14 protein-coding genes are annotated in these 14850 nt (G+C 63.5%); 4 read left to right on the top strand and 10 right to left on the bottom strand.

The genetic code is table 11. The features are described 5' to 3' along the window. From RPS27_RS23185 to RPS27_RS23175, 3 genes are read left to right on the top strand one after another with little or no spacing between them, the layout of a single operon-like run. Positions 1 to 1527 (top strand): long-chain fatty acid--CoA ligase, encoded by a 1527-nt coding sequence (locus RPS27_RS23185; protein WP_313754511.1) that lies wholly within the window; start codon positions 1 to 3, stop codon positions 1525 to 1527. Next, complete coding sequence (locus RPS27_RS23180) at positions 1524 to 2612, top strand: NAD/NADP octopine/nopaline dehydrogenase family protein (RefSeq protein WP_313754510.1); 1089 nt, start codon at positions 1524 to 1526, stop codon at positions 2610 to 2612. Before RPS27_RS23185 ends, RPS27_RS23180 begins: the two co-directional genes overlap by 4 nt. A gap of 3 nt (positions 2613 to 2615) precedes the next feature. Beyond that, the gene (locus RPS27_RS23175) at positions 2616 to 3608 is read left to right on the top strand and encodes a 3-hydroxybutyryl-CoA dehydrogenase (RefSeq protein ID WP_313754509.1); all 993 of its coding nucleotides are present in this window, start codon (positions 2616 to 2618) and stop codon (positions 3606 to 3608) included. Here RPS27_RS23175 and RPS27_RS23170 read toward each other — a convergent pair. The 6 genes from RPS27_RS23170 to RPS27_RS23145 all read right to left on the bottom strand — a co-directional run bounded on the left by RPS27_RS23170 (position 3605) and on the right by RPS27_RS23145 (position 9891). Then, positions 3605 to 4651: a peptidase M29 gene (locus RPS27_RS23170; RefSeq protein WP_313754508.1), complete on the bottom strand. Its 1047-nt coding sequence runs from the start codon at positions 4649 to 4651 to the stop codon at positions 3605 to 3607. The genes RPS27_RS23175 and RPS27_RS23170 overlap by 4 nt on opposite strands. A gap of 35 nt (positions 4652 to 4686) precedes the next feature. Continuing rightward, on the bottom strand, positions 4687 to 5451 hold the full coding sequence (locus tag RPS27_RS23165; protein WP_313754507.1) for an ABC transporter permease subunit: 765 nt from the start codon (positions 5449 to 5451) through the stop codon (positions 4687 to 4689). After that, positions 5451 to 6236, bottom strand: coding sequence for an ABC transporter permease (locus tag RPS27_RS23160; protein WP_313754506.1), 786 nt, complete (start codon positions 6234 to 6236; stop codon positions 5451 to 5453). Before RPS27_RS23160 ends, RPS27_RS23165 begins: the two co-directional genes overlap by 1 nt. Next, positions 6233 to 7078 carry an ABC transporter ATP-binding protein gene (locus tag RPS27_RS23155; RefSeq protein WP_313754505.1) on the bottom strand — a complete coding sequence of 282 codons (846 nt, stop codon included), beginning with the start codon at positions 7076 to 7078 and terminating at the stop codon, positions 6233 to 6235. Before RPS27_RS23155 ends, RPS27_RS23160 begins: the two co-directional genes overlap by 4 nt. 82 nt (positions 7079 to 7160) lie before the next feature. Further along, positions 7161 to 8855, bottom strand: a complete 1695-nt coding sequence (gene ilvD / locus RPS27_RS23150) for a dihydroxy-acid dehydratase (protein ID WP_313754504.1) — start codon at positions 8853 to 8855, stop codon at positions 7161 to 7163. A gap of 52 nt (positions 8856 to 8907) precedes the next feature. Further along, on the bottom strand, positions 8908 to 9891 hold the full coding sequence (locus tag RPS27_RS23145) for an ABC transporter substrate-binding protein (RefSeq protein ID WP_211419894.1): 984 nt from the start codon (positions 9889 to 9891) through the stop codon (positions 8908 to 8910). A gap of 166 nt (positions 9892 to 10057) precedes the next feature. Between RPS27_RS23145 and RPS27_RS23140 the strand changes: the two genes are divergently transcribed. After that, positions 10058 to 10966, top strand: a complete 909-nt coding sequence (locus RPS27_RS23140; RefSeq protein WP_313754503.1) for an NAD(P)-dependent oxidoreductase — start codon at positions 10058 to 10060, stop codon at positions 10964 to 10966. Positions 10967 to 10991: 25 nt separating this feature from the next. Here the strand turns inward: RPS27_RS23140 and RPS27_RS23135 are convergent, their stop codons facing one another. The 4 genes from RPS27_RS23135 to RPS27_RS23120 form a co-directional block, all read right to left on the bottom strand. After that, complete coding sequence (locus tag RPS27_RS23135) at positions 10992 to 11555, bottom strand: flavin reductase family protein (RefSeq protein ID WP_313754502.1); 564 nt, start codon at positions 11553 to 11555, stop codon at positions 10992 to 10994. Between the two features lie 9 nt (positions 11556 to 11564). Then, entirely contained in the window at positions 11565 to 12770 is a 1206-nt protein-coding gene (locus tag RPS27_RS23130; protein ID WP_409517559.1) for an acyl-CoA dehydrogenase family protein, read from the bottom strand. A gap of 141 nt (positions 12771 to 12911) precedes the next feature. Further along, positions 12912 to 14177: a CoA transferase gene (locus tag RPS27_RS23125; protein ID WP_313754500.1), complete on the bottom strand. Its 1266-nt coding sequence runs from the start codon at positions 14175 to 14177 to the stop codon at positions 12912 to 12914. A 244-nt stretch (positions 14178 to 14421) separates the two neighbouring features. Beyond that, positions 14422 to 14850 carry a GNAT family N-acetyltransferase gene (locus RPS27_RS23120; protein ID WP_313754499.1) on the bottom strand — a complete coding sequence of 143 codons (429 nt, stop codon included), beginning with the start codon at positions 14848 to 14850 and terminating at the stop codon, positions 14422 to 14424.

Here is a 14850-nt window from a genome sequence, read left to right as displayed (position 1 = left end):
GTGGATCTCTGCAGTCTGATCGATCGCAACGCGGCGTTCTCGCCAGACAAGACGGCCATTGTCTTCGAGGGCGAACGGCTGAGCTATGCGGCGTTCGCCGCGCGCATCGAGCGGACCGCAACGGCGTTGAAGCAGGAACTCGGCGTCGGCCGCGGCGACCGCGTGGGGATCCTCAGCCAGAACCGGCCGGATTATCTGGTTCTGCTCTACGCCTGCGCGCGGATGGGGGCGATGCTGGTGCCGCTGAACTGGCGGCTCGCCGTCGCGGAGCAAGTCTTCATTCTCACCGACGCCGGCGCCAAGGTGCTGGTGCTCGAACGCGCCTTCGAGGGCGTGCTCTCCGAGCTTGCGCCGGGGACAGCCGTCGTCGGCCTCGACTTTGCGCCGCCTCGCGGCACGACGTTTGAAGGACTGCTGACGCGCAGTGACGGCACCAGCCGAAACCCGCACACGGATCTCTCATGTCCTCTGCTGATCGTCTACACATCGGGGACGACTGGACGGCCGAAGGGCGCGGTGCTCCGCCAGGAGGCGCTGTTCTGGAACGGCGTCATGAGCCAACACATGCACAACATGACGTCGGACGATCATGTGCTGACCGTGCTGCCCTTCTTCCACGTCGGCGGTCTCAACATCCAGACCACGCCCGCGCTGCAGCTGGGCGCGACCGTTACGGTGCACGCGCGCTTCACGCCGGATACCGCGCTTGCGACCATCGAACAAGAGCGGCCGACGCTCACCGTAATGGTGCCCGCGATCATCCAGGCCGTCAGCGAGCATCCGGCCTGGGCAGCCACTGATCTTTCATCACTCAAAGCCGTCGCCACCGGATCGACCATCGTGCCGCCGCACCTGATCGAGCGTTTCGTCGCACGAGATGTCCCAGTGCTCCAGGTCTACGGCTCGACGGAGACCTGCCCGATCGCCATCTACACGCGGCTCGGGGGCGATCTGTCGCGTCCGGGATCGACCGGCCTTGCCGGCCTGTGCTGCGAAGCCAGGGTGGTCGATCATTCCGGCAGCGAAGTACCCGCGGGCACACCGGGCGAGATCGCGGTGCGTGGCCCCAACGTGTTCTTCGAATATTGGGGCAACGAGACCGCCACGCGTGACGCATTGCACGACGGCTGGTATCGCACCGGCGATATCGGCCTGTGCGATGCCGACGGCCATTTCTGGGTGCGCGACCGCAAGAAGAACATGATCATTTCGGGCGGAGAAAACGTCTACCCGGCCGAGGTCGAGCGCGTCCTGCTCGAACACCCCGATGTCAGCGAATGCGCCGTGATCGGACGGCCCGATCCGCGCTGGGACGAGGTCCCCGTTGCTTATGTGATCCGCAAATCCGGCTGCCGGCTCGACGCGGATGAGCTCAGAACGCACGTCCAGGCGCAGCTCGCCCGTTACAAGGTGCCGCGCGACATCGTTTTCGTCACCGACATGCCGCGCACGGCGCTGGGCAAGGTCCAGCATTTCCTGCTGAAGCAACTCGATGCGCAGTCACGCGCGCAAGGAGAAGCATCTTGAAGATCGCAGTTCTGGGTGGGGGAAACGGCTCCTTCGCGGCCGCGGGCGATTTTGCGCTGTCCGGGCATGAGGTGCGGCTTTGGCGCCGCGATGCCGCACAGGTCGCGGCACATCGTGCGGCCGGCTCGGGCATCTTGGTGAAGGATCACAACGGCCGCCACGACGTGAAGCTCGCGCTGGTCACGAACGATATGGCCGAGGCCGTCGACGGTACTGAGCTGATCGTGTGTCCGGCTCCCGCCTTCGCGCAAGCAGATATCGCTCGCCTGCTCGCCCCGCATCTGCGGGATGGTCAGGTCGTCTTCTTGCCGCCGGCGACATTCGGCTCGATGATCTTCGCCCAGGCGGCGCGGGATGCGGGCAACCATGCAAAGGCAAGCTTTGCCGAAACCGGTACCCTGCCCTGGCTGACCCGCAAGCACGGACCGTTCGAGGTCGCCATCACCATCCGCGCCAAGCGGCTGCCGGTCGGCGTGTTCCCGCTCGACCAGGCGCCGCAGGCGCTCGAAGTGATCGGGCGGGCTTTCCCCGATGCGATCGAGCCGTGCGGAGACGCGTTGTCCGGCGCACTGATGAATGCCGGCCCGATCATCCATCCGCCGCTGATCGTGATGAACGCCGGCCCGATCGAGCATTTCGAGCGCTGGGACATCCACAAGGAAGGCACGCAAGCGGCGATCCGGCGGGTCACGGACGCGCTCGACGCCGAGCGGATCGCCGTGCGCGAAGCGCTCGGCTATGGCGCGCCGCATTTTCCGCTCGCTCATCATTACGCCAGGGAGGGCGAGATCTGGATGTACGGCCGCGGCTCGCATGACCGTCTGACCGATTCCGGCGACTGGCGCGAAAGAATCGTGCTGACCGAGCACCGCTACATGCAGGAGGATTTGCGTCTTGGGTTGTCGCTGTTGGTGTCCGTCGCCGGCCTGGCTGCCGTGGCCACCCCATTGGCCAAGGCGTTTTTATCGATCGGCGGCGCAGTCTGCGGCGAGGATTTTTCGCAGGGCGGCCGGACCCTCAAGACGCTGGGGCTCGACAATCTCGGCAAAGCTGAATTGCAGACGCTGCTTCGCAATGGATTCTGACCGATGACCCATCGCGCCAATATCGCTTGTCTCGGCGCTGGCCGCATGGGCCGCGGCATCGCCGTCGCGTTCGCCTATGCCGGTCACAGGATCACGATGATCGACGTCAAGGCTCGCTCCACGGAGGACTTTGCCAAGTTGGAAGCGGACGCGCTCGGCGAGGTCAGGAAGACATTCGCCAGCCTGTCGAAGCTGGGGCTGCTGACCGACGCAGATGTCGATCCGCTGATCGCGCGCGTGACGGTGGTGTCAGCGAGCGAGAGCGGTGCAGCATTGGCAGAAGCCGGCATGGTCTTCGAAGGGGTTCCCGAAGTCGTCGAGCTCAAGCGCGAGGTGCTGGGGGCGGCTTCGAAGCAGGTCAGCCCTGACGCCATCATCGCATCGACGACGTCGACCATCCTCGTCGACGATCTCTCCGGCGCGATCGTGAACCCCCGCCGCTTCCTCAACGTGCACTGGCTCAATCCGGCCTATCTGATCCCGCTTGTCGAGGTTTCGCCCGGGAAAGCCACCGATCCCGCCATCGTCGACGAGGTCAAGGCTCTGCTCGAAGGCATCGGCAAGGTGCCGGTGGTCTGCGCCGCAACGCCCGGCTTCATCGTTCCGCGCATCCAGGCGCTGGCGATGAACGAGGCCGCACGCATGGTCGAGGAAGGTGTCGCCAGCGCGGAGGAGATCGACAAGGCGATCCGCTACGGCTTCGGCTTCCGCTACGCCGTGCTCGGCCTGCTCGAATTCATCGACTGGGGCGGCGGCGACATCCTCTATTACGCAAGCCGCTATCTCGAAGGCGCACTCGGCAGCGACCGCTATCGCGCGCCGGACGTCATTTCACGCAACATGCATGAGGGACGGATCGGCCTGCGCACGGGCGCAGGCTTTCTCGATTATTCCGGGATGGACGTCGATGCCTACCGCGTCAAGCGGCTCCAGGCCATGGTCGACCTGCTCCGCCACTTCGAGCTGGCCCGCCCGCCGGTGCTTGACCGCAACTAGCCGAAAATATCCTGGAGCACGCCCTCCCGGACCGCGGCAACGCCATCGAGCTCGATCGTCGTTCCCATCATCGGCAGATCGAAATGCCCCGCCGTGTAGCGGCCGGCGAATTCGTTCGCGCCGGTCGAGAACAGGAAATTGCCGGAGACTGCACGGATCTCCGTCCCGTTGGTGTCGCGCTGGTCGTACATCGACAGCGCTTCGTAGCGCGCGCCAGGATTCATGCCGAAGCCGACATGCGAGACCGCATAGGCCTCGCGGTCGCCCCAGGCGGCAAGGTAGGCGCGCATCATCGCGGCATCCGTCCCCTCGCCTTCCAGCTCGACGACATAGTCGTCCTTCAACGTCATCTTCACTGCCGACGCCAGATAGCGCTTGAACGTGAGATTGATGTCGCCTGGCGCCATCACCAGCGTGCCGTTGATGGTCCCACTCTTGGGAAAGCTGACGACAATGCCGCCGGGCCAATGTGCCAGCGTACCGGGCTTGTCGGTCCAGCCCCATACGCCGACGGTGGAGGCACCGACCATATCGACGTCGAGCGCCGTGCCGGCCTTCGAGGTCACCCGCATCCGCTTGGTCCCACGCAGCATCTTCGCCGCGGCCCGAACGCGCTTCTCTAGCGCGGAATCCGGCACCATCCGTTCCAGCGCCTCGGGATGCTCGTTGGAGATCACCAGGATGCGCGCGCCGGCCTTGAGGATCTCCGGCGTCTCTACCGCATGCATCAGTCCTTCGATGGTGCAATCCACCACAAAGCCCGCCTGTTGCAGCGCACTGATGACCGGACCGAGCTTCTGGATCGCCTCGCTGGCGCCGGTGGAACGAACCGGGACGATATTCCGGTTACGCGGCGTCGGCATCACCACGTGGAACGGCCGCGCGCCCATGCGCAGCAGTGCGAGTTCCGCCAGGTGCACATTCAGCGCACGCGACTGGGTCTCTGAGAGAATTGCAGCGGTATCGCCAGCCCTAACGGCGCATCGTTCGAAAATCTCGCAAAATGCGTCGATCCATTTTGCCTCGATGCGATCTGCCAACATGGCTCACTCCCGGTCTTGTTTCTTTTTCGGTCGGATCACGCTTCTGGGAAGCCGCGCAAGAGGTACGACCGCAGCGCGCCCAGCAGGGCGTTCAGGATCAATCCCAACAGCGAGATCGTGATCAGCGGCACGAACATGTCGACGGCCTGAAAGGTTCGGGCCGCAGTCACGAGCGCGTGTCCCAATCCGTCCGTCGACGTGATCATCTCGGCCAAGAACACCACGATGCACGAAATGACAAGTCCGATCCGGCATCCAGTCAGGATCGATGGCATCGCCGCCGGCAGTACGACCTTGAACAGGATTTCGGTACGCCGCGTCCCCGCCGCCATGGCCGACCAGATCAATTTCTGCTCGACGGTCGACGCACCGTAATAGGTCGAAAGCAGAATGGGAAAGAGCGCGTCTGCGGTCACCAAGCTGATCTTCGACCCATGGCCAAATCCAAGCAAGAGCAGGAGTGCCGGATACAGCGCGACCTTGGGCAATGGGGCCAGGACGCGTACGATCGGCCGGACCACGGCATTGATCGCGGGACTGGCGGCGGCCGCAATGCCGACACTGACGCCGAGTACGACTGCGATCGCAAAGCCGGCAAACAGCCGAATGAGGGTTGCCACAATCTCCTGCTGGAACGTCCACGTCGCGAGCTGCTGGAGCAACCGGCCGAAGACGAAGCCCGGCGGCGGCAACAAGACCGCCGGCGCAAAGCCGAATGACACCAACCCTTGCCAAAGGGCGACGATCAGGACGATCGGGGCGATTCCAAGGAGGATGTTCGGGGACAAAAAGCGTGCCATCACGAGAAGCTCAGCGGCAAATCGAACTGAGGCTCGGACCAACGCACAAGCCGGGCCCGAACCTTCTCGAAAATCGCATCGAAACAAATGCCCATTGCGCCCACGATGATGATCATCGCGAACACGGTGTCGTATTGACCCATGTCGAGTGCATTGAACAGGATGTTGCCGGCGCCGGACTGACGGGCGATCATCTCGCTGGTGATCATCGTGATCAGCGCCAGCACAAGTCCCGTACGGCAGCCGGTGAGGATTTCCGGCAGCGCCGCGGGCAGCACGATCCGCACCAGGCGCTGCGCCGGTGACAGCCCCATCGCGGCACCTGACCACAGCATCTTCTCTTCGACCGCCTTGGCGCCCTCAAAACTGTGATAGATCACGGGAAGGCTGACGCCGAGAAAGATCACCAATGTCTTGGTGATGTCACCGACGCCCAGCCACAGCATGATGATCGGCATCAAGGCGGCCTTCGGCACGGGGTAAATCACCATCAGGAGCGGATTGAAGAAGGCCGCAACGCTTCGGCTGCGTCCCATCAGCAGGCCCAGCGGAATCGAAACCAGCACGGCCACGCCAAATCCGAACGCCATGCGGCGAAGCGAAGCCAGGATGTTGATCAGGGATTCCCTGTCACCGAGAATATCCGGAATGGCCCAGATCGCCTCGATGGCCGTCGGAAAACTGTCGTTCTTTAGCGCGAGCGAGGCCACCTGCCACACCGCGAGCAGCCCGATGCAGGCCAGCACCGGAGCGGCGCGTCTGGTGAAAGCGGCCGGCGAAATCATGACGCAGGCCCGATTTCATCGCTTTCATCGAACATGCGCTCGATATCGACGACATATTTCTGATAGCGCGGGTCGAGCAACAGCTCGCTGCGGCGGCGCGGCCGCGGCAGATCGATGTCGATGACCTCGCGGATGCGCCCGGGAGATTTCGACATCATCACGACCTTGTCGGACAGGAAGACCGCTTCGTCGACCGAATGGGTAACGAACAGCACCGTCTTGCGGTCGCGTTCCCAGATGTTGAGAAGGTCGTTCTGCAGGCGCGTCCTCGTGTGCGCGTCAAGCGCTCCGAACGGCTCATCCATCAGCAGGACTTCGGGATGATAGGCAAGCGTCCGCGCCAGCGCCACGCGCTGCTTCATGCCGCCCGACAACTCCTTAGGATAGAAGTTTTCGTAACCCTTGAGGCCGACCATCTCGATCAACGCCCGGCTCTGTGCCTCAGCCTCGGTGGCGCGAACGCCCTGCTGGCGCGGGCCATACATGACATTGCCAAGCACGGTCTTCCAGGGAAACAGCGCAAACTCCTGGAACACCGGGCCACGATCCGGACCGGGGCTTGTGATAGCCCGTCCCTTCATCTTCGCCGCGCCGCGGGTCGGGCTGACAAAGCCGCCGACGATATAAAGCAGGGTCGACTTGCCGCAGCCCGACGGACCAAGGATGGAGACGAAAGCGCCCTCCTCAATCGTCAGCGAGATATCCGAAAGCGCAACGTGGTCTTTGCGCGCCGAGGTCTGAAAGACCTGCGAGACGCAGTCGATCTCGATGATTGCAGATGCCGGCCTTTCCGATGTCACCGGGCTCACCCGTTCGCTTGATCTCGCCAGCACTGCCGTCATTCCGTCGCTCGCCTTACTCTGAGACACGAGCTTAGCAAGAAACCTGCCAGAGCGGCGGCCGTTTTCGCACCCGTGCGGCGCGTCATTCGAACCACGGCCATTCTGCGGGACCTTCGTGCGTCACGGCTCCGCCTGGCGCCTGCCCAACCAGCCGCGCATATTTTGCAAGAGCGCCCGCGCGGTGACGCGGCGGACGCGGCTTCCAGTCGCGTCGCCGTGCGGCGAGTTCCTGCTCATCGAGCAGGACATCCATCCGCCGGTTTGCGGCATCGATCCGGATCCTGTCCCCATCGCGAACGAGCGCCAGCGGCCCGCCGACAAAGGCTTCGGGAGCCACGTAGCCGATGCACATGCCACGGGTGGCGCCGGAGAACCGGCCATCGGTGATCAGCGCCACCTTTTCGCCCATGCCCTGCCCGTAGATCAGCGCGGTGACGCCGAGCATCTCACGCATGCCGGGACCGCCGACCGGCCCCTCATTGCGGATCACGAGAACCTCACCCGCCGCGTAACTGCGATCGCGAACCGCTTTGACGCAGGCTTCCTCATCCTCGAACACGCGCGCCACGCCTTCGAAGAACTGGCTCTTCAGGCCCGCAACCTTGATCACCGCGCCGTCCGGGCAGAGATTACCCTTCAGCACTGCCACGCCGCCATCGGGCATGATCGGGGCACGGGACGCGTAAACCACCTCGCCGTCCGGCGCGTTCGCCGCGCCGTATTCTTCGGCAAGCGTACGCCCTGTGATGGTGATGCAGCTACCATCGATGTGTCCGCTCTGGATCAGTTCGAGGATCACCACGGCGGCGCCGCCGATGTCATAGACATCCTTTGCCGTGTATTTGCCCCCGGGGCGCAGGTTTCCGATCAGCGGCGTCCTGGCAAAGACCTCACCGACGTCATCGATGGTGAAGGCAATACCGGCCTCGTTCGCGATCGCCGGCAGATGCAGCGCGGCGTTGGTCGAGCCGCCCGTCGCCGCGACGATCGCCGCGCCATTCTCGAGCGACTTCCGCGTCACGATGTCACGCGGCAAAGGCCCGCCGCGCTCCAGCATCTGCATGATGAGGCGCCCCGCCCGCCGCGAGATCTGCGCACGCTCGGCATAGACGCCCGGTACCATCGAGACGTTGGGAATGGTCAGCCCCATCGCTTCCGAGACCATGCCCATGGTGTTCGCGGTGAACTGGCCGGCGCACGCGCCGATCGTGGGCAGGCAGGCCCGCTCGATCCGCTCGAGCGTGGCGCCGTCGATCTCGCCGGTCATGAAGCTGCCGACAGCTTCATAGGAGTCGAGCACCGTCAGCGTACGCCCCTCTATGCGCCCCGGCAGCGAGCTGCCGCCGTAGATGAAGATGGACGGCACGTTGCAGCGAACCATGCCCATCATGACGCCGGGAAGCGTCTTGTCGCATCCGCCGTATCCGATCAAGGCATCATAGGCCAGACCATGGACGACAGCCTCGATGGAGTCGGCGATCAGTTCGCGCGAAAACAGCGAGAACTTCATCCCCTCGTGGTTCATGCTGATGCCGTCAGAGACCGACACGGTCGAGAACTCGCGCGGCGTGCCACCGGCTTCCTCGATGCCGATTTTCGCCGCCGCAACCTGGAAGTCGTGGGTCATGTTGCAGGGCGTCTCCTCGCCCTTCATGCTGACGACGCCCACCATCGGCTTGGCAATCGCAGCGTCGTCGAGACCCATGGCGCGCATGAAGGCCCGATGCGGCGCCCGGTCGAGGCCGTCCGTCGTCACCCGTGATCGCAACTTCTTCATGCGCGCAACTTCTTAGTGCCTCACGACCTTCTTATTCGGATGGTTCGCCCGCCTACTCCAGCGGAGCGACGATCGTCGGATGCTTGAACTGCGCGACATCCAGTTTCGGCAGCATTCCGGTCTCCGCGTAGATATCCAGCATCTTCTGGATCGCTGGGAAATTCGGCGCCGCGCCTGGATCACGGCCGAAATCATTGTCCTTGAGCAGGTACGTCTCGAGCACGGGAATAGGCGCCTTCAGCACTTCATTGACGACCTTGAGGGTCTCTTCGCGGTTCGCCAGTGCCTTCTTCATGCCCGAGGTGATATCGCGGACATAGGCCTTGACCACTTCAGGGTTCTTGTCGACGAAATCGGCCCGGCAGGCTTCCAGGATGTGCACGATGTTCGGCATGGCCTCCGACAGTGAGAACAGCTTTCTCGTGCCACCCTTCGCTTCCGCGCGTGCGGCAAACGGCTGGTTCATGTTGACTGCATCGACGCGGCCCTGTCGCAGCGCATCCTCGGAGACCGCGAAACCGACCTCGACCAGCTTGATGTCCTTGGCGGGATCGACGCCATTCTGCTTCAGGAGCAGATTGAACGGACCTTGCGTGCCGCCGCCGATCACGGAAATGCCGACCGTCTTGCCCTTGAGGTCGGCGATTGTCTTGATGGGCGAGTCATCCTTGACGGCCCAATAGACCGAGAAACCACCGGGCTTCTCGAACACGTGCTGCGCGACGATGTAGGCTTTGAGATTGCCGCCCACCACACCGTTGGAGAGCGACAGTGGCGCCTGCGTCGCGCAGTCCAGCGCGCCGGCGGCCAGAGCCTGCGTCATCGGCGCGGTGCCCTGGAATTGGGTCCATTCGATGTTGTAGGCCTTGCCGAGATTGGGAAATTCGGCCGGGCGGCGCATCATCCAGTACTTGGATTCCTCGGCCGGAATCGTCCAGCCGACGCGGATCGTCTGCTGCGCCCATAATGGGCTTGCCCCCGCACTCACGGCGGCCGCTGTCCCCAAAGCCAGGATCCACTTCGAAACGGTTCGCATCGTGCCCACTCCGCTGCTCCGGCGCCGACGGGCGCCACCCAACCCGATCGCCTCAAATGTTTCATGGTTCAAACATTCAGGCAAGCCATGCGAACCAAGCGGTTTTGCCGCCCGATGCGCCATGTATGGTAAAGCGGCGTCGCACTGCGACAGAGGGAGGCAACCTATGGCTGATGCGAGCAAGGCAAACCCGCAAGGCGCCGAGAGACTCGGCTATCTCGGCCTGGGGCTGATGGGAACGCCGATGGCCCGGCGCCTGCTCGGGGCCGGTTATCAGGTGACCGTCTGGAACCGCTCGGAGGGCAAGGTGGCGCCGCTCCTCGAAGCCGGCGCCAAGCGCGCAGTCACACCTCGCGATCTCCTGGTGAACTCCGATATCGTCTTCATGTGCGTGACGGACGCAGCAGCGGTTGAAGAGGTGATCTTCGGACTGGAAGGGCTGGCAGCGGCGCCCGGCGCCGGCAAGCTCGTCGTTGACTTTTCATCGATACACCCCGATGCCGCCCGCGATCTCGCCAAGCGCCTGAAAGACGCCAATGGCGCCGGCTGGATCGATGCACCGGTGTCCGGCGGGACGAAGGGTGCCGAGGAAGGCTCGCTTGCGATCATGGCCGGCGGACAGGCGGACGATATCGAGCGGGTACGCCCTTACGTGCTCGCCATGGCGCGCAGGCTCACCCACATGGGCCCGACCGGCGCCGGCCAAACCACCAAGCTGTGCAATCAGGTGATCGTTGGTTGCGCGATGGCCGTGCTGGCGGAGGCCACGCGCTTCGCCGTCAACGCCGGGATTGATGCCAATCGCCTGCCCGAAGCGCTTGCCGGCGGCTTTGCGGACTCCATTCCGCTGAAGCTCTTCGTGCCGCGGATGGTTCAAGGCATTCACTCGCCACCGCTGGGGCACATTGCCACGATGCTCAAGGATCTCGATACGGTCGCCGACGTGGCACAGGCGACGTCGACGCCGGTGCCGATGGCTTCGCTTGCGGGACAGCTTTTCCGGCTGGCCAAGGCCGCGCGCGGCGCGGAAGCGGACGCGCTGGAGATTTACAAGCTTTCAGCAACAGACCGCTAAGCAGTCGAGCGCGACCCGACGCATGCTAGGATGACTTCTTGCGCTCGTCGTCCGCGAGAAATCTTCCGAACGCCCCCCGCGCGAAGAGCAGCGGCTCCGTCGTGTTGTAGGTATAGGCCTCGACCGCGCCGAGAAAGATCACGTGGTCGCCGCCATAATAGCGGTTCACGGAGCGGCATTGAAAGTTGGCGACGCTCTCGGCAAGCACCGGCGCGTTGCCGAGCCCCGGCGTCCAGTCTACACCGGTAAACTTGTCGTCCGAGGATTTGGCGAACTTGCTCGCGAGAGCCTGCTGCGAAGCGCCAAGCACGTTGACGGTGAAATGGCTGGCGTTCTGGAAAATGGTGAGGCTCGATGAATAGACGACGAGGCTCCACAGCACCAGCGGAGGATTGAGCGAAACGGAAGCGAACGAATTGCAGGTCAGGCCGTAGGGCTTGCCGTCAGGCGCCGCGGCGGTGATGATCGTTACGCCCGTTGCATAGGTTCCCAGCGCGTTGCGAAAGTCGCGCGGATCGATCGACGAGCTGTCGCTCGCGAACTCATTGGCGGGATCGGGGCTGGCCGGCTGCTTCGGCAGATCATTCATCAGCCGGCCTCACAGCGTGAGATTCTCGGACGGCAGGCCCAGCGCCACGCGTCCATAATTGGTCCCGGCCGCATCGAAATTGAAGGCGAGATGCGAGTTGATCGCGTGAGCATCGCGGAATTGCCGCTGCAACACGCCGGTCGTGAACAGGCCGCGCGCGCCGCTCGCGGCAAACAGCATCGAGACCGCGTCCGTGCAAAGGTTCACCGAAAAAGATCCATCACGCCGATATCGGGTCTTCGTCGCCATGTCGGGCGTGTGCCCGCGCCGCGCGTTCTCCATGGCATCGAGGCACGCCGACCGCATGATCAGGCGTGCGGCGTCGATCTTCGCCGAGGCCTCCGCGATCTTGATCTGGGTGCTTTGAAAGTCACTCAATTTGGCACGGTTATAGGTTGAAATACGATGACGTGCGACCTCGGTATAATCGTCGAGGCATGCCTGCGCGTTTCCCAGCGCGACACCGGAGAGGACGTACGGGAACAGCGAGAAGACGGGGAGCGCATAGAGCGGATTTGGATTGATCTTGCTTCCCGGTGTCGGGCCACCGGCGAGATCGCCGACAGCGACCGTCATATGGTCCGCCACGAAGGCGTCCCTTACCTCCACGTCGCAAGACCCCGTCCCCCGCAGTCCCGCGACATTCCAGGTGTCCAACACGGTGTAGTCGCCTTTGGGCAACAGGAAGATGCGATACTCGATGCCATCCGCCTCGTCGTCAGAGTAGACCACGCTTGCAAGCATATTCCATTCACACGAGGCAACGCCGGAGGAGAAGGGCCAGCTGCCGCGCAGCTGGTATCCGCCCTCGACTTTCGTCGCGCGTCCGGCGGGAAAAATGAACGAGGATGCGATCAGCACGTCCGGATCACGGCTCCAGACCAGCTCCTGCGCCTTCTGCTCGAACATGCCGAGCATCCAGTGATGGCTCGCCAGATTGGCAAGATTCCAGGCGACCGACGCATCCGCTTGTCCGAGCAACTCGGCACAGTCGACGAGTGCGACATAATCGAGCTCGGCCCCCCCGATCCGTGCCGGTTGGAGCATTCGAAACAATCCGGCATCGTGGAGATCCCGTTCGGTCTCTGGCGGGAGGTGCCGCAGCTCCTCCGTCCGCGCAGCCCGCTCGCGTAGTCGCGGAACGAGAGCCCAAGCCTTCGCAATCATGTCCGCATGGGCGCGTTCGCCGGCTTCCGCCCCGGTGGGCTGACCCATGCTCGGCTTTCGACCAGGCGCCATTCGTGTCCCTCACTTTACGTATTTATGCGGCCACCCCTTCGTCAAATCAAGCCAATGCGGCCAGGCATCGGTCCGCAAGCCGCGGAGCTTCGTGCTATGGGGACTGACCGCGCGGGCCTAGCCCGTCGAAGGTTTGCTCGCGCCAAAGACTGCCTTCCGGGTGAATTCCGTGATCCGACGCTGGTCATAACCGAGAATATTACGCAAGACGTCCTCGGTATGCTCGCCCAGCAGCGGGGCCGCGACGGGATCGACTGCGCCGGTCAGGCTCATGGTGATCGGCGACTCGATGTTGGGCACCCATTCCGCCGTCGGATGCGCAATCCGGTTCAAGCGCTGGCGCTCGCGAGCCTCGGGGGCGTTGAACCCCTCTTCGACCGTCCGGAGATAGCCGACCGGAATATTGGCCTGCTTCATCTTCGCCATCCAGTTCTCGAGAGTATCGCTGGCAAAGACCTCCGCGATGGCCGCGCGCAACAGCTCCTTGTTCTCGGACCGGGCCTTGCGCGTTGCAAACTGCGGCTCGGAGATGAGATCTGGACGGTTGAACACCTCGACCACGAGCCGGCGATAGAGCCTGTCGTTGGCGCAAGCCATGTAGAGTGGCCCGTCAGAGGCTTCGTAAACGCCGACGGTCGGAGACCCACTCGGCGAATTGCCGAACCGGCCGGGGTTTTCGCCGTTGATGAGATAGGCCATACCGTAGAAGCCGGTCATCCCCATTGCGATGTCGAACAGAGCGACTTCGACATGTTGCCCGCGGCCGAGCCGGTCCCGCGCGAACAGCGCCAATAGGATGGCGTTACAGGCAGACATTCCCGTCGCCATGTCCACGATGGGCGGGCCGGTTCGAACCGCCGGGCCGTCGGCAAATCCGTTGAGCGACATGAAGCCGCTCTCCGCCTGCGTGATGGGATCGAATCCGGGGCGCGAGGCAAACGGTCCAGAGCGCCCGTAGGCGGAGATCGAGCAATAGACCAGCCTTGGATTGAGTGATGCGACGGCCTCATAGTCGAGCCCGAACTTCTTCATGACCCCGCTTGAGAAATTCTCCACGACCACGTCCGCCTTGCGGATCAGATCCAATGCGATCTCGCGGGCTTCCGGCACGGAAAGGTCGAGCGCTATGCCGCGCTTGTTGCGGTTCAGGCTGAGATAGGCGGCGCTCTCTCCGCCGATCTCGGCGTGCTCATAGGCGCGCGTGTCGTCGCCGCCGTCGGGATTCTCGATCTTGATGACATGCGCGCCAAAATCGGCGAGCGTCTGCGTGCAGGCCGGCCCGGCAACGACACGGGTGAAATCGATGACCAGAAGACCATCGAGCGCAGTCGGCCCTCCCGTCCCTCGCGAGGAACGTTCCGGCAATTGAGGCTTGGTGGGCATCGATGGCGCTCCTTACATCGGCTTATGGCCGCCGAATTTCCTGCAACAGCAAACTTAAAGCCCGGCGCCGCCGACTTCGCAAGTGTCTCGCTCCCTTCATCCGAAACGCAAAAAAACGGCCCGGCAGCGATCAAGCTGCCGGGCCGTTGGACATTTTCGGGCGTACGAAGGCTGCGCGCTGTCTCGCAGCCATTCGGGTTCGAGAGAGCCACGTTCCGCATGACGGGAAACCCGCTCCAATCGTTCAGCGCAGCCACTTTCGCCAATAAAGCGTATGCGACCACGCCCAGGGCGCCTCGGGCTCGTAAAGCCGATACCCTGCGTGGATGAAATTGTTGGCAGACACCGGATTGTCCGTCGTATCGGAGACGACACTGTCCCATCCGAGACGTCGCGCTCGCACTTCGATAGCCCGCATCAGCCTGAGTTGAAGTCCCCGCCCCCAGTGCCGCTGCAAGACTCCGACTCGGCAGAAATACCCGCTATTCCGCGCATGCGTGGACGGTACGACGCCAGCGAAGGCGACTGCATCATCATCGTGGTAGGCGATCCACCACGCCCCCGAGTCGAACTGCGGCACGACCGCCCCATCGAAGAATGTCAGCCGGTGCAAATCGCCGAGGGTTTCGGCAGTCTCGTCATCGTCCGCGTCGACGATCCGAATTCTGTACAT

Source organism: Bradyrhizobium sp. WYCCWR 12699, assembly GCF_032144035.1.
GTDB lineage: Bacteria > Pseudomonadota > Alphaproteobacteria > Rhizobiales > Xanthobacteraceae > Bradyrhizobium.
The sequence above is the reverse complement of the archived record's forward strand: the minus strand, read 5'-3'. Positions and strand labels throughout refer to the sequence as shown.

Coding starts and splice junctions, on each gene's coding strand:
- RPS27_RS23165 (WP_313754507.1), bottom strand. CDS start 5,451: ATGGCACGCTTTTTGTCCCCGAACATCCTCCTTGGAATCGCCCCGATC.
- RPS27_RS23170 (WP_313754508.1), bottom strand. CDS start 4,651: ATGTTGGCAGATCGCATCGAGGCAAAATGGATCGACGCATTTTGCGAG.
- RPS27_RS23155 (WP_313754505.1), bottom strand. CDS start 7,078: ATGACGGCAGTGCTGGCGAGATCAAGCGAACGGGTGAGCCCGGTGACA.
- ilvD (WP_313754504.1), bottom strand. CDS start 8,855: ATGAAGAAGTTGCGATCACGGGTGACGACGGACGGCCTCGACCGGGCG.
- RPS27_RS23120 (WP_313754499.1), bottom strand. CDS start 14,850: ATGTACAGAATTCGGATCGTCGACGCGGACGATGACGAGACTGCCGAA.
- RPS27_RS23135 (WP_313754502.1), bottom strand. CDS start 11,555: ATGAATGATCTGCCGAAGCAGCCGGCCAGCCCCGATCCCGCCAATGAG.
- RPS27_RS23125 (WP_313754500.1), bottom strand. CDS start 14,177: ATGCCCACCAAGCCTCAATTGCCGGAACGTTCCTCGCGAGGGACGGGA.
- RPS27_RS23175 (WP_313754509.1), top strand. CDS start 2,616: ATGACCCATCGCGCCAATATCGCTTGTCTCGGCGCTGGCCGCATGGGC.
- RPS27_RS23145 (WP_211419894.1), bottom strand. CDS start 9,891: ATGCGAACCGTTTCGAAGTGGATCCTGGCTTTGGGGACAGCGGCCGCC.
- RPS27_RS23160 (WP_313754506.1), bottom strand. CDS start 6,236: ATGATTTCGCCGGCCGCTTTCACCAGACGCGCCGCTCCGGTGCTGGCC.
- RPS27_RS23130 (WP_409517559.1), bottom strand. CDS start 12,770: ATGGGTCAGCCCACCGGGGCGGAAGCCGGCGAACGCGCCCATGCGGAC.
- RPS27_RS23140 (WP_313754503.1), top strand. CDS start 10,058: ATGGCTGATGCGAGCAAGGCAAACCCGCAAGGCGCCGAGAGACTCGGC.